Origin of the sequence: Bacillus sp. EU63, from assembly GCF_038592915.1 — a bacterium.
Classification (GTDB): domain Bacteria; phylum Bacillota; class Bacilli; order Bacillales; family Bacillaceae; genus Bacillus; species Bacillus velezensis.
Map to the genome: position 1 here is coordinate 1,072,495 of NZ_CP151944.1, position 13,056 is coordinate 1,085,550.

Consider the following 13,056-nt stretch of genomic DNA (forward strand, 5'->3'; position numbering starts at 1 on the left):
ATCACGTCACAATGGCTCCGAGCGCTTCTGCGAATGTAACGGCATGAGACGGAGAGATGCGGCATCCTTTCAGCTTCTCAAGTGAGACGTGCAGGTGATCAAATGTGCACGTGCTGATATCCATATTAAAAAGAGACGTGCCGATGAAGTTTGCGCCGTTCAAATCACAGACGTCAAGATCTGTGTATTCAAGAACGGCATCATTCCACTCACTTTCTGATAGGCCGCACGTGTCAAACCGGACATGCTTCATATTGGAATAGCTGAAGGAGCTGTAATGTGCGAGGCAGTCTTCAAACCGTACATGACGCATGGCGGAATCCGCCAGATTCAAGCCGAGAAGTTTTGAATGCTGAAACGCCGTTCTATGGATGATGCTTCCGCTGAAGTCAGCGTTTGAGACATCACATTTGTCAAACAGGACATCCGTACATTCCATATGTCTGAAAGAGACATCCGTAAAAACGGTGTTTCTGAAAATGACTTTTTCGGCGCGCAGGCCGTCCAGTTTGCCGCTTATCACGGCGTTTTCTATGACGACTTCTTTGATGAGGTCGTCCTGAAGCGCTTCAGTGAAAGAAAGCACCGGCAATTCTTTCGGGATTTTCGGTTTTTGGATCGTATTCATCTCATACTCCCTTTTCTAAACATAATAGCTGAAATCGGCAATTGGCAGATATCACTTTCGCCCCTGCCACCCTTGCCGAATGGCGTGTTGCTTACTGAACAAAGGGTAATATCAAAGCGGGATCGCGTCAATAGCGGCGCTTATAAAAGCTTCATTCCGTTTGAACGTCATCCGGCCCGCTGAAAGATAAAAACAAAGCCTTGATAAGAGGGCTTTTGTCTGTTTCAGGCGAGTTCTTTATACATGATCACATGCGGGCCGATGCCGGGAATATCAAAGGGGCTGCCCGTGCTTTTCCAGCCGAGCTTTTCGTAATATCCCTTTACGTGACATCTGGCGTTGCACCAGACAAGCGCCGCCCCCATATCTGCCAGTTTCCGTTCCGCATAGGCGATTAACGTGCTTCCCGCTTTTTGCGTCCGGTATTCCTCAAGCGTCGCCATGCCGCGCAGCTGGTAGGCGGGCGCTGCCTGTAAAGCCTGCTGGTTCTGCGGGTAGAAAGAAGCGATGCTGATCAATGTTCCGTCGTAAAAACCTCCGAGATGAAAGGCTCCTTTGACGCTGTCCTGATCATATTTACAATCCTCAATCGTCTGATGGGGGCGCAGCACGCTGTGTCTGATCGCGTATGTGTCTTCTGCGGTGATGGGTTTTACTTCAACCATGAAAAAATCCTCCTTTGCTTGATTCTTTTTCTGTATCGTACCATGAAAAAGCCGCCTGTCATATCAGGCGGCTTCTTTCGCGTCAATGCAAATATACATCAGCCCGCTTTTCATCCTTTTGCTTAATATAAGCTGCAAGCTCTGACGTCAAATCAGAACGGAGAAACGGGGTGATTAAATAAATTCCGTTAAACAGTTCGCACGCCGTGTCGAGAAGCGATTTGGCGATGGCGAGGCCTTCGGCTTTCTGCTTTCGCTTGTCTTCGCCGGCGAGCGCCATTTTTTCGCGGATGCTGTCTGACAGCTTAATGCCCGGGATTTCATGATGAATGAACTCTGCGTTGCGGCTGCTCGTTAACGGCATGATTCCGATATACACCGGTGTTTTGAGATGCTTCGTTTCATGATGAATGTCAATGAGCTGCTGCTCCGAGTAGACAGGCTGGGACACAAAGTAGTCAGCTCCGCACTCGATTTTTTTCTCCAGCCGTTTGACTGCTTTATCAAGGTGGCGGACATTCGGATTAAATGCTCCGGCTACGGAAAAGTTCGTTTTCTTGCCGAGCGGTTTCCCTGATAAAGAAATGCCCTCGTTGAATTGTTTAATCAGCCTGATCAAATCAAAGGACGTTAAATCATAGACGGAGGTAGCCCCCGGAAAGTCGCCGATTTTTGAAGGATCGCCCGTGATGGCTAAAATGTCGGTGAGCCCGAGCGTATCCAGGCCCATTAAATGTGACTGAAGGCCGATGATGTTGCGGTCTCTGCATGTAATGTGAACGAGAGAACGGATATCAAGGCGCTCTTTCAGCAATGAACCGCAGGCGGCATTGCTGATCCGCGGTGTCGCCAATGAATTGTCGGCGAGCGTCAGCGCTTCTATGCCGGTCTCTTTTAATTCAGCGGCCGCTTGCAGAAATTTGTCAAAATTCAATTTCTTCGGCGGATCAAGCTCTACGATAATTGACCGTTTTTGAGCGGCGATTTCGTTTAAACCAGGCTCGGTCCGTTCATTACGGACTGAGATGACTTCCTCTTCCCGTCTGATTTTCACTTCTTTATCAGTGACGGGAGAAAGTCCGCGGACCGCTTCAGCCATGGCTCTGATATGGTTTGGCGTCGTACCGCAGCAGCCGCCGATAATGCGCGCGCCCTGAGTGCGGAACTGTACGGCGCTCTCCCGGAAATAGGCATCGTCCGTATCATAAACAAGCCGGCCTTCTTCTAAAGACGGAAGGCTGCTGTTCGGATAGACCGATAAATAAGCGTCACGGAAAATCGGCACTTCGGTGAGCGCTTCAATCATGTGGTACGGGCCGAGCCGGCAATTGATTCCCGCTATGTCAGCGCCGAGATCGGCAATGGACCTGAGGGCTTCCCGAAGCGGCGTTCCGTCCTGCAGCACGCCCTGTTCGTGCATGGATACGTTCAGCATAATCGGAAGTTCCGTTTCTTTTCTCGCGATCTTCAGCACTTCGCGGGCCTCTTCTAAATCATAGTATGTTTCCAGAAGCAGACCGTCCGGCTCTTCGTGCAGCAATAAATAAAGCTGCTCCCGAAAGCTGCGTTTAATCTCCTCCAGGCTGTAGGCGTTTTTGTTAAAGGTGCGGATGCCGCCCATCGTTCCCAATACATAAGCGCCGTCTGAGGAAGCGCGCGCGATTCTGACCGCCTCCTGATTGATTTTTTTCGTTTCATCCTCAAGTCCGTATCTTGAGAGCTTAATAAAATTCGCGCCGTACGTATTTGTCTGGATGATGTCTGCCCCGGCTTCCGCGTAAGCCTTATGTATTCGCTTGATTTCTTCGGGCTTTGATACGTTCAGTTCCTCAAAACATCTGTCAATGCCGTAGGAATAGAGGAGAGTGCCCATCGCGCCGTCTCCGATTAAAATCCGTTCTTTTAAGTCTTGTAATAGTCCCATTGTTTGCCTCCTTCATCACATTCAGCAAGGAAAAAAGAGAAATAAAAAAAGTCTTCTTAAGAAGAAGACTTTGTAATCATTTGTCTCTCTTCTTATCTTCCAAGCTGTTTTTAGCTTGCTGGATTTAGCACCTTGGTCATGGTTTGGGTAAACCACTACACCGGTTGCTGAAGCGTCGTCGGGCCAGTCCCTCGGCTTCTCTTGATAAGAACGTTCATGTAATTGTCATGGGTTTCCAAAACTTAACTGTGAAAATCCCTTTCTCCAAATTTACCGAAAATAGAGACAATAATCAATAGGAATCACATAATTTATCTAAAATTAATAAATTGAACGTCAATCGGCAGGTCTGCTCCGCGGACGGCTGCAATAATCTGCTGCAGATCATCTTTATTTTTTCCGGTGACGCGCACTTGGTCGTCCTGAATCTGCGACTTGACCTTCAAGCCGGAGTTTTTAATCACCGCGTTGATTTTTTTGGCGTTGTCTTTATCAATGCCCTGTACAAGCTTCGCGCGCTGGCGCACCGTGCCTCCAGTTGCATTTTCGATTTTGCCGTATTCAATGTTTTTCGTCGGCACGTCCCGTTTGATCAGCTTGCCGTTCAGCACATCTTTGAGCTGATTCAGTTTAAACTCGTCATCAGAAATCAGGACAAGTTCTTCCTTTTCTAACTTCACATCGCTTTTCGATCCTTTAAAGTCATAGCGCGTGCCGATTTCTTTCAGCGTCATCTGAATCGCATTCTGCACTTCGGGAAATTCAACTTTGGATACAATATCAAAAGAACTTTCTTTTGCCATGAGAAAACCTCCTATAACATTTCACTTATGAGTTGATTATAGTAGAATAAAGAGAAATGTCCAACAGCATAAAGCATGAATTTATGCATATTGGAAAAAATGAGAAAAACATCAGCCTCATACGGGCGAATCAGGAAGGACGATAACATGAGACCAGGGCAGCAGCTCACGCTTAGTATAGATCACCAAACCGATTTCGGTTATTTTTTAACCGACGGCGAGGATACGGTTCTTTTACATAACAGTGAAATCACAGAGGATATCGAAGACAGAGATGAAGTGGACGTATTTATTTACGTCGATCATCAGGAAAGACTCGCGGCGACGATGAAAAAGCCGCTCATCAGCTTTTATGACTACGGATGGGTGGAAGTGACGGACGCTGTGGAAGATATGGGCGTATTCGTCGACGTCGGCCTGTCAAAAGACGCGCTCGTCGCAACGGAGCACCTGCCTCCGTACAAATCCGTCTGGCCGCAAAAAGGAGACAGGCTGTATTGCATGCTGAAGGTGACAAGCCGCGGGCGCATGTTTGCCAAGCCGGCGCCTGAGGATATCATCAGTGAATTATTTACGGATGCAGAGGAAGACGTCATGAATAAAGATCTGACAGGCACGGTGTACAGACTGATTGCATCAGGCTCTTTTCTGATTACCGATGAAGGCATCCGCGCGTTTATTCACCCTTCAGAAAGAAAAGAAGAGCCGAGACTCGGCAGCCGCGTGACAGGGCGTGTCATCGAGGTAAAGGAAGACGGCTCCGTCAACATGTCCCTGCTGCCGAGAAAGCAGGATGCGCTTTCGGTTGACGCGGAAGAAATTCTGACCTATCTGAGATCAAGAAACGGCGCGATGCCTTACGGAGACAAAAGCCATCCTGACGATATCCGCGAACGGTTTCATTTAAGCAAAGCCGCCTTTAAGCGGGCGCTCGGGCATCTGATGAAAAACGGCAAGGTCTATCAGGAAGACGGCTGGACATACGAAAAACAATAAATGTTCTGCAAAAACATCGGTGAACCAAAACCGATGTTTTTTATTTTCTCAAAAGCTGCTATATTCCTCATTTGTTTAACACCCTGCCGAACATACATATTTTATTGAAATAAAATATTCTGACATCCGAACCGATATATAACTATAGAAAAAACAAAAGGAGAGTTTCAATGAAAAAAATGGCGATATTTGCGGCTGTACTGCTGATTGCGCTCAGCATGGCGGGATGTGCCGGCAAATCTGAGGAAACGGAGGCCGAAAAAACGAAAACAATCGGCATCATGCTGACAGACAACGGCCTCGGCGACCAATCATTTAATGATTCAGGCTTTCAAGGTTTGATGAAAGCGAGAGACGAGCTCGGCATCACATTTGATTACCGGGAAATAAAAGATACCGGTACATACGAAAAAGGACTGACCCAGCTTGTCCGGGAAGGCAATGATCTTGTTGTGGGGCTCGGTTACAGCATGCAGGCGGATTTAGAAAAGGTCGCCAAAAAATATCCGAAGCAGCGGTTTGTGCTGATTGATTCCGTATCAGACCTGGATAATGTCACCTCCGTCACGTTTAAAGAGGATGAAGGAAGCTTCTTAGCCGGAGCGCTGGCGGCCATGACGAGCAAAACCGGCACGATCGGATTTATCGGCGGTTCCGATGCCGACGTCATTAAACGGTTTAAAAAAGGCTATCTGAAAGGCGCGGAATCAGTCAAACCGAAAATCCGCGTGCTGTCGGACATCAGCGGTACGTTTGATGATGATAAGCTCGGGAAGCGCATCGCCCAAAACATGATCCGAAAAAAAGCCGATGTCCTGTTTACGGCGGCCGGCTTCACGGGAGTCGGCGCACTGAAAGAAGCGGAGGCGCAAAAAGTATACGCCATCGGTGTTGACAGCGATCAATATTACACCGCCGAGCACGCCGTTATTTCTTCTTTAGTGAAAAATGTCGACCGTGTCATCTATGAATTGGCGAAAGGTTTAAAAGACAACAAGGAGATCAAAAGCGGTGAGATCGTTTACGGACTGAAGGAAAACGGCATGGAATTAGCCAAGATCAGAGTTGTCAAAAACGCAGGCGGGCTGGCGAAAAAGATCACGGATATGAAAAACAGCCTGATTGAAAAAGGAGGCGATCTGAAGTGACATTACGGACAAGGCTGCTCGTTAACGCAGCCGTTACGATGATTTGCTTCGCCGCCGTCATCGGTTTTACCATCGTAAACATGATGAAGATTCAGGCTTCAAATGAAGATGAAGTGGACGCGCTGTTAAACGTTCAGGAAGCAAAAGCTGACCTTAATACGTTAAAAGAAAGCATCACCGGCTATTCCTATACGCTCGCAGACGCCCAGAAAGAAGATGTGCGAAGCTATATGAAAAGCAGCTCAGACAAACTGGCGGCGCTCAAAAAAACGATGACGGACGATGCGGACAAAGCCGCTTATGACAAACTCGCCAAAAAATACGAATCGTGGCAGGCGGAGGCGGACGCTGCTCTTGATTCGAAAAGCCCGGCTGAAGCGACAAGGACGGCGGCCCGCATCAACGGTCTTCTGAATGATATTTATATGCTGAATCTGAAAAGCCGGGATCACTATGAAGACATGCAGAAGCAGACGGCTGACCAGATTCAGTTTATCGTTTACAGCGCAGCCGTGCTGACCATCGTGATACTTACTGTTACCGTCATATCTTCCATCAGGCTGACGAAGAGAATTGCAGGGCCGATACGCCGTATGGCTGAAAATGCCCGTCGTATTGCGGGAGGGAACCTTGCTGTTGAAATGCTTGATTATAAAGGGAAGGACGAACTGAAAGAGCTGAATGACTCATTCGGAATGATGGCTGAACAGCTCCGCACCTTAATTCAGGCGATCGGAGAGGTCGGCCGTGAAGTCGAGACGTTTGCGGAAGGTTTGACGAAGGAAAACCAGACGCTGAAGGACATGACCGAGCAGGTGTCCGTGTCGACGGAAGAAATGGCGCAAGGCTCCCAAACCATTTCAGAAGATCTGCAGCATGCGGTGCAATTCATTGAACAAATGGATGAACATTCAAAGGCGAACGCCGAACGTTCAAAACAAACGACGAGAAGCAGCGAAGAGACGATTGCGGCGGTGGCTGCGGGGCGCGGTGCTTTAGCCGAGACCAAGCAAGCCATTGATAAAAGCAATGAGACATCAAAAGAGATTTCCAAAGCCGCCGATCTCTTCATAGAGCATGCGGCAGGCATCAGTATGATGGCGCAGACCGTTTCTGACATTGCGGGCCAGACCAATCTGCTGTCATTAAACGCCGCAATCGAGGCGGCCAGAGCAGGCGAGGCCGGAAAAGGATTTGCCGTCGTTGCCGAGGAGATACGGAAGCTCGCAGACGGATCAGCTAAAGCGACCGCGCAGATTTTCGATATGGTAAAGCAAATTGAAGACGGCATCACATCTATTACCGGAGCTGTCACGACCGGCGTCGCTTTAGCGGACAGACAGCAGGAGCTGATGGAGAAAACATCAGAATCATTCGTCCATATTGAACAAAAAGCCGCCCATATTAAAGCGGAGCTTACTCAATTGGACGGACGGATCATCGAATCGAAACAGCTTGGTGAGCAAGTGCTGCATCATGCCGAAAGCATCAGCGCCGTCGTTCAGGAAACGGCTGCAGGAAGCGAAGAGATTTCTGCCTCCGCGCTTGAGCAGCTGTCTTCTTTTCATAAAATGGCGGAAAGCGTCAATAATCTGGTGAGCCTGACAGAGCGGTTAAACGATCAGGTCCGCCGGTTTACTTTGTAACGGGCTTTTGCCCCGCCCCTGATTTTTGCAGCCTGACATGAGTAACTTCTGAATGAAACACAAATACTGAATATACATGTGTTTATATTTATTCTTTTTCGTGAAAGGTGAAAAAAGAAGGGAGGAATCGGGATGGATGAACAAATTCCGCATGAAAAGGGTCTTGATAATAGTCTGGCTTTATTACGCGATGGTTATGTATTTGTGAAAAAACGAGCGGAGACTTATCGCTCAGATGTGTTTCGCGCCCGTTTATTAGGGAAGACATTCATTTGTATGAGCGGAGCGGAAGCCGCAAAGCTTTTTTATGACACAGAACGATTTCAGCGGCAGCAGGCCCTCCCCAAACGGGTGCAGAAAACGTTATTCGGAACAGGGGCAATCCAGGCAATGGACGGTGAACGGCATAAGCACAGGAAGCTTCTATTTATGTCGCTGATGACGCCGCCCCGGTCAAAAACGGCTTGCGGAAGCGGTGGCAAAACAGTGGAAAGCATCTGCGGAAATGTGGGAGGGTTCAAACCGAATTGTCCTTTTTGATGAAGCGAAGAAAGTGCTGTGCCGGGCTGCCTGTGAGTGGGCCGGCGTCCCGCTGAAAGACTCAGAAGTGAAAGAGCGGGCGGAGGATTTCACCGATATGGTAGACGCATTCGGCGCTGTCGGACCGCGTCATTGGAAAGGCAGAAGGGCGAGGCTGAAAACGGAGAAATGGATAGGGGAGGTCATTGAGGATGTGCGGTCCGGCAAGCTGCAAACGCCGGAGGGCTCAGCCTTGTATGAAATGGCTTTTCATACAGAACTTGACGGGAACAGACTTGATTCTCACATGGCTGCTGTTGAGCTTATTAATGTTCTGCGCCCGATTGCCGCCATTTCTTACTTCATTACGTTTTCAGCTCTTGCATTGCATGATTACCCTGAATATCGGGGCAAACTGAGATCGAGAGATGATCAGGAGGCCGAAAGATTTGCACATGAAGTTCGGCGGTATTACCCGTTTGCCCCGTTTTTAGGAGCCATTGTGAAAAAAGATTTCGTATGGAAGAACTGTGAGTTTAAAAAGGGTGCTTCCGTCATGCTTGACCTATATGGGACAAACCATGATTCCCGGCTTTGGGAGAATCCGAATGAATTTCGCCCGGAACGTTTTCAGGGGCGGGAGGAAAATAAATTTGATTTCATTCCCCAGGGCGGAGGTGATCCGGCTAACGGCCACCGCTGTCCGGGTGAGGGAATGACCGTGGAAGTCATGAAAACTTCCCTTGCGTTTCTTGCCAATGAAATAGAGTACGATGTTCCGTCCCAAGATTTAAGCTTCAGCCTGTCCAGAATGCCGGCATTGCCTGAAAGCGGATTCGTGATAAGTGATGTTAGACGCATATAGAACAAAAAACAGCCCTCTTTCTTCTAAGACAAGAGGGCTGTTTTGCTTTTACAGATGGTCCGGTTTTTTGGAATTCTGGTTTTTTCCCGCCTGCCGGTTTTTTTCGGCAAGCCGGTTCTTTTTCTGATTTACGGCGTTATTGTCCAACGGTTTTTTGTCATCATCTTTCATGCGGCAAAGCCTCCCTTCTGTCCGTTAGGATGCCCGCCCGCATTGAAATTATGGCTTCAGGAAAAAAATCGCGAGCGTGCCCGGCCCGGAGTGGGCGCCGATCGCAGAGCCGATTGAATGAAGAATGATCTCTTTCGGATGGAACGCTTCTTCAATCATTTCCTTCATCCGAAGCGCCGTCTCTTCATTATCTGCATAGCTGATTCCCACGGTTTGATCCGCCCAATCGCCGCCTTCTTCCTTCATCATTTCTATAATCCGTTTAAACAGTTTCTTTTGTCCGCGCAATTTTTCGAGCGGCACGAGCCTGCCGTCATCCACATGCAGAATCGGTTTGATGTTCAAAAGCCCCCCGACAAAAGCGGACGTTTTTGAAATTCTGCCGCCCCGCGCGAGATAAGCGACATCATCGACCGTAAATATATGTTTCATCCGTGCGCAAAAGCTCTTTACAGACGTTTCGATTTCTTGTATTGTATTCCCGTTAACACAGAGTGTTTGCGCGTGCATCACCGCGAGGCCGCAGCCCAATGAAGCGCATTTGGAATCTACAATCCGTAAATCAAAATCGGGAAATTCCTCTTTTACTTCATTGGCCATCATTACGGCCGTCTGATAGGTGCCGGAAAGACCTGAGGAAAATGCGACGTATATCGCCGGTTCTCCCAGTTCCGCGTATTGTAAAAATACTTTTTTTATCGTATCCGGTGATGCCTGGGATGTTTTCGGAACTTTCCCGTCCCGCATCGCTTGAAATATATGATCCGCCTGAATGGTGACCGCGTCCTCATATTCGTTTCCGTCAAGTGTTACGTGCAGCGGAATGAACCCGATCCGGTTTTCTTCAATATAAGATTTCGGCAGGTCAGAGGCGCTGTCAGCAATAAGGTGAACTGTCATCATAATTCCCTTCTTTCCGATTGGTGAGAGTGATGCCAACTATATCATATAAATGTGGCAAAATAGTGTTCAAAACTTTGTTTTAAGGGAAAAGCTAATAATGAAAATGAGCGGAGGAGCAAGCCATGGTACTAGAACAAGCAAAAAAATTAGCAATCGTCGTCATCGGCGCGTTTCTGTATGCGGCGGGACTGAATTTATTCCTGATACCGGCGAATGTATATGCCAGCGGTTTTACCGGTGTCGCCCAGCTGCTGTCAAGCGTCGTTGATCAATACGCCCCCTTTTATATTTCGACAGGAGTTCTCATGTTCCTCTTAAACATTCCCATCGGTGTGTTAGGGTGGCTGAAAGTCGGCAGATCATTCACCGTATACAGCATATTAAGCGTAGCGATGACGTCCGTCTTTATGGGAATTCTCCCGGAAATGAGACTGTCGCACGATATTCTTCTGAATACCGTATTCGGAGGAGTCATCTCAGCTATCGGCATCGGTTTAACGCTGAAATTCGGCGCTTCGACAGGCGGTCTTGATATCGTGTCGATGGTGCTGGCCAAATGGAAGGATAAACCGGTCGGCACATATTTCTTCATTTTGAACGGGATTATCATTTTGACGGCAGGATTATTGCAAGGATGGGAGAAAGCATTATATACCCTTGTCGCTCTGTATGTCACAACAAGGGTGATTGACGCCATTCACACCCGCCACATGAAACTGACCGCCATGATCGTTACGAAAAAAGCCGATGAAATCAAAGAAGCGATTTACGGGAAAATGGTCCGCGGCATTACGACGGTGCCGGCAAAAGGCGCTTACACAAACGAACAGAAAGAAATGATGATCATCGTCATCACGCGGTACGAATTGTATGACCTTGAGAAAATCGTGAAAGAAGTCGACCCGAAAGCCTTCACAAACATCGTGCAAACGACGGGGATCTTTGGTTTCTTCAGAAAAGACTGATAGGAGCGGATAGAATGAAGTGGCTGTTTGGCCTGTTATTACCGGTCATTTTATTGATCGGATGCAGCAGTCAATCCGGGCAGAAGGAGCCCGCTGAGGAGGTATCCGGAGAGATGAATGAACAGCAAGCGGAATTAGCCGTAAACCCTGTGCAGACGGATCAGCAGATCGAATTTCAAATGTCTTTAAAAAACAAAAGCGGCAGCCCGATCGATTTCACATTCAGCTCTGGGCAGAAATTCGAATTGACCGTACATGACCAACATCACAAAGAACTGTACCGCTATTCAAAAGACAGAATGTTTACTCAGGCGTTTCAGACCGTGACCTTAATGCCGAATGAAACGTATGACTTTTCAGATGTGTGGAAAAACGTGCCCGGTCCGGGAACATACACGGTGACGGTGACGTTTTTAGGGAAGTCCGATCAGATCGGAAAAAGACTGAAAACGGTAAAAACATTTGAAGTGAAATAAAAAAGCGGCGCCCTCGTCTAAACGGGGCGCCTTTTTTTATTGCAATTTCTCCAGCTGATCCTGAAATTGGTGCAGCTGCTGACGTTCTGCATCCGTCGAATTGGCGTACGCGGAAGACACGGCGTTTTTGGCGCGTGAGACAGCTTTTTCCTGATCGCCGTCCTCGAAACCGTTAGCAATCATGACGGCCTGCTGGACAAATGACTTGGCTTGAGAAAACAGTTCGTTTCTCATTAAAAGTCAACCTGCCTTTCAGCCGAATCTTTTGCTGCATCATGCTGTGCTTCCTCTAATGTAGACCGATATGGAAATCTTGCGTCATGAAGACTGACAGAGTCCTTGCCTTGCTGAATAAACCGTTTTGATTTGTTTCGTTTACCCATTGCAATGTCCCCCTTCCATATTTAGACGAGATGAGTCGTCTGTTTTAGTATGGGCGGAAGGCTTTGTGTTATGAGCGGCAAAACCTCACAGGGAGAAATAGGATTTTAAAAATTCGGCGATTCCGTCCGCTTCATTTGATCCCGTGACGCGGTCGGCGGCCTGTTTGACTTCATCCGTGCCATTTCCCATCGCTACGCCGCACCCGGCAAATCGGAGCATTTCAAGATCGTTGTCTTCGTCGCCGAACGCGATGATCCGTTCTCTCGGCACTTGGTAATAGTCGCTGATTTTCTTCAGGCCGACCGCTTTATTCATCCCGTGTTTAATAATTTCAATCACATGCCAAGGAGCCGCCCATCTTCTGTGGTCAATGACCTCGGCGTGCACATCGGATAAATGCGCGCGTATGTCCGCGACGTCCTCTTCCTTTGCATGAATCAATACGGACGTCACATCTTCTTGGACTGTTTCGCGCAGATCGCCGAATGTGACATTCGCCGTATTCATATGAAACGCCTCAATTAAATGCTCATCATGATAATGGAAGTACACATCATCAATGATCTCAGCGAGCACATTATGTATTTGATAGGTCTCTGTAAGTTCGGCAAGCTGTCTGACCACATCGACAGATAAGGACGTGTGGTATCGTCCCCATGACTCGTCTTTCGGGTGGTGGACAAATGCCCCGTTAAAATTGACAATCGGCGTTGTCAGCCCGAGCTCGTCATAATACATCGAACTGGAACGGAAAGGGCGGCCGGTTGAGATGCAGACATGATGACCCGCTTCTTTCAGCGTCTGAATCGTCCGCGCCGTTTCAGGGGAAATGGTTTTATCATCTTTTAATAAGGTTCCATCCAGATCTAAAGCGATGAGGTAAGGTTTTGTCTCCATAAATAACTCCTTTTGTCATGTAATTTGCTGTTTTTCTCTTATGTACAGTGTAGCTTTTTACCATCT

At 48.0% G+C, this 13,056-nt stretch carries 14 protein-coding genes, 1 pseudogene and 1 riboswitch; of the genes and pseudogenes, 6 read left to right on the forward strand and 9 right to left on the reverse strand.

Going from position 1 to position 13,056, the window contains the following annotated elements:
* Position 1 precedes the first annotated feature (1 nt).
* The 4 genes from NYE38_RS05520 to NYE38_RS05535 all read right to left on the reverse strand — a co-directional run bounded on the left by NYE38_RS05520 (position 2) and on the right by NYE38_RS05535 (position 4,020).
* On the reverse strand, positions 2-628 hold the full coding sequence (locus tag NYE38_RS05520; protein ID WP_017417429.1) for a pentapeptide repeat-containing protein: 627 nt from the start codon (positions 626-628) through the stop codon (positions 2-4).
* 224 nt (positions 629-852) lie between these two features.
* Complete coding sequence (locus NYE38_RS05525; protein WP_007409151.1) at positions 853-1,293, reverse strand: GNAT family N-acetyltransferase; 441 nt, start codon at positions 1,291-1,293, stop codon at positions 853-855.
* 82 nt (positions 1,294-1,375) lie between these two features.
* Positions 1,376-3,217 (reverse strand): bifunctional homocysteine S-methyltransferase/methylenetetrahydrofolate reductase, encoded by a 1,842-nt coding sequence (locus NYE38_RS05530; RefSeq protein ID WP_104843247.1) that lies wholly within the window; start codon positions 3,215-3,217, stop codon positions 1,376-1,378.
* 89 nt (positions 3,218-3,306) lie between these two features.
* Positions 3,307-3,428: riboswitch (SAM riboswitch) on the reverse strand.
* 100 nt (positions 3,429-3,528) lie between these two features.
* On the reverse strand, positions 3,529-4,020 hold the full coding sequence (locus tag NYE38_RS05535) for a YajQ family cyclic di-GMP-binding protein (protein ID WP_340803056.1): 492 nt from the start codon (positions 4,018-4,020) through the stop codon (positions 3,529-3,531).
* Between the two features lie 99 nt (positions 4,021-4,119).
* Between NYE38_RS05535 and NYE38_RS05540 the strand changes: the two genes are divergently transcribed.
* The 4 genes and pseudogenes from NYE38_RS05540 to NYE38_RS05555 all read left to right on the forward strand — a co-directional run bounded on the left by NYE38_RS05540 (position 4,120) and on the right by NYE38_RS05555 (position 9,194).
* Positions 4,120-5,016 carry a S1 RNA-binding domain-containing protein gene (locus tag NYE38_RS05540; protein ID WP_170936341.1) on the forward strand — a complete coding sequence of 299 codons (897 nt, stop codon included), beginning with the start codon at positions 4,120-4,122 and terminating at the stop codon, positions 5,014-5,016.
* A gap of 170 nt (positions 5,017-5,186) precedes the next feature.
* Positions 5,187-6,164 (forward strand): BMP family ABC transporter substrate-binding protein, encoded by a 978-nt coding sequence (locus NYE38_RS05545; protein ID WP_340803055.1) that lies wholly within the window; start codon positions 5,187-5,189, stop codon positions 6,162-6,164.
* Positions 6,161-7,810: a methyl-accepting chemotaxis protein gene (locus NYE38_RS05550; protein ID WP_017417432.1), complete on the forward strand. Its 1,650-nt coding sequence runs from the start codon at positions 6,161-6,163 to the stop codon at positions 7,808-7,810. The genes NYE38_RS05545 and NYE38_RS05550 overlap by 4 nt, the downstream gene beginning before the upstream one ends.
* Positions 7,811-7,942: 132 nt before the next feature.
* Positions 7,943-9,194 (forward strand): annotated as a pseudogene (locus NYE38_RS05555) (cytochrome P450).
* Between the two features lie 48 nt (positions 9,195-9,242).
* On the opposite strand, the gene NYE38_RS05560 reads toward NYE38_RS05555, so the two are convergent.
* Entirely contained in the window at positions 9,243-9,365 is a 123-nt protein-coding gene (locus NYE38_RS05560) for a hypothetical protein (RefSeq protein WP_003155105.1), read from the reverse strand.
* 48 nt (positions 9,366-9,413) lie between these two features.
* Complete coding sequence (locus tag NYE38_RS05565; protein WP_014417393.1) at positions 9,414-10,265, reverse strand: DegV family protein; 852 nt, start codon at positions 10,263-10,265, stop codon at positions 9,414-9,416.
* 125 nt (positions 10,266-10,390) lie between these two features.
* Between NYE38_RS05565 and NYE38_RS05570 the strand changes: the two genes are divergently transcribed.
* Together NYE38_RS05570 and NYE38_RS05575 are read left to right on the forward strand one after the other, a co-directional pair.
* Positions 10,391-11,233: a YitT family protein gene (locus NYE38_RS05570; RefSeq protein ID WP_007610547.1), complete on the forward strand. Its 843-nt coding sequence runs from the start codon at positions 10,391-10,393 to the stop codon at positions 11,231-11,233.
* Between the two features lie 14 nt (positions 11,234-11,247).
* Complete coding sequence (locus tag NYE38_RS05575; RefSeq protein ID WP_017417434.1) at positions 11,248-11,709, forward strand: BsuPI-related putative proteinase inhibitor; 462 nt, start codon at positions 11,248-11,250, stop codon at positions 11,707-11,709.
* Positions 11,710-11,745: 36 nt separating this feature from the next.
* On the opposite strand, the gene NYE38_RS05580 is transcribed toward NYE38_RS05575, so the two are convergent.
* From NYE38_RS05580 to NYE38_RS05590, 3 genes are all read right to left on the reverse strand, one after another.
* A complete protein-coding gene (locus NYE38_RS05580; protein WP_003155097.1) occupies positions 11,746-11,943 on the reverse strand; it encodes a DUF3813 domain-containing protein in 198 nt (65 codons plus the stop codon).
* A complete protein-coding gene (locus NYE38_RS05585) occupies positions 11,943-12,092 on the reverse strand; it encodes a hypothetical protein (RefSeq protein ID WP_003155094.1) in 150 nt (49 codons plus the stop codon). The genes NYE38_RS05580 and NYE38_RS05585 overlap by 1 nt, the downstream gene beginning before the upstream one ends.
* Before the next feature lie 85 nt (positions 12,093-12,177).
* The gene (locus NYE38_RS05590; RefSeq protein ID WP_007610550.1) at positions 12,178-12,990 is read right to left on the reverse strand and encodes a Cof-type HAD-IIB family hydrolase; all 813 of its coding nucleotides are present in this window, start codon (positions 12,988-12,990) and stop codon (positions 12,178-12,180) included.
* Between the last annotated feature and the right edge of the window lie 66 nt (positions 12,991-13,056).

Coding starts and splice junctions, on each gene's coding strand:
- NYE38_RS05520 (WP_017417429.1), bottom strand. CDS start 628: ATGAATACGATCCAAAAACCGAAAATCCCGAAAGAATTGCCGGTGCTT.
- NYE38_RS05525 (WP_007409151.1), bottom strand. CDS start 1,293: ATGGTTGAAGTAAAACCCATCACCGCAGAAGACACATACGCGATCAGA.
- NYE38_RS05530 (WP_104843247.1), bottom strand. CDS start 3,217: ATGGGACTATTACAAGACTTAAAAGAACGGATTTTAATCGGAGACGGC.
- NYE38_RS05535 (WP_340803056.1), bottom strand. CDS start 4,020: ATGGCAAAAGAAAGTTCTTTTGATATTGTATCCAAAGTTGAATTTCCC.
- NYE38_RS05540 (WP_170936341.1), top strand. CDS start 4,120: ATGAGAAAAACATCAGCCTCATACGGGCGAATCAGGAAGGACGATAAC.
- NYE38_RS05545 (WP_340803055.1), top strand. CDS start 5,187: ATGAAAAAAATGGCGATATTTGCGGCTGTACTGCTGATTGCGCTCAGC.
- NYE38_RS05560 (WP_003155105.1), bottom strand. CDS start 9,365: ATGAAAGATGATGACAAAAAACCGTTGGACAATAACGCCGTAAATCAG.
- NYE38_RS05565 (WP_014417393.1), bottom strand. CDS start 10,265: ATGACAGTTCACCTTATTGCTGACAGCGCCTCTGACCTGCCGAAATCT.
- NYE38_RS05570 (WP_007610547.1), top strand. CDS start 10,391: ATGGTACTAGAACAAGCAAAAAAATTAGCAATCGTCGTCATCGGCGCG.
- NYE38_RS05575 (WP_017417434.1), top strand. CDS start 11,248: ATGAAGTGGCTGTTTGGCCTGTTATTACCGGTCATTTTATTGATCGGA.
- NYE38_RS05580 (WP_003155097.1), bottom strand. CDS start 11,943: ATGAGAAACGAACTGTTTTCTCAAGCCAAGTCATTTGTCCAGCAGGCC.
- NYE38_RS05585 (WP_003155094.1), bottom strand. CDS start 12,092: ATGGGTAAACGAAACAAATCAAAACGGTTTATTCAGCAAGGCAAGGAC.
- NYE38_RS05590 (WP_007610550.1), bottom strand. CDS start 12,990: ATGGAGACAAAACCTTACCTCATCGCTTTAGATCTGGATGGAACCTTA.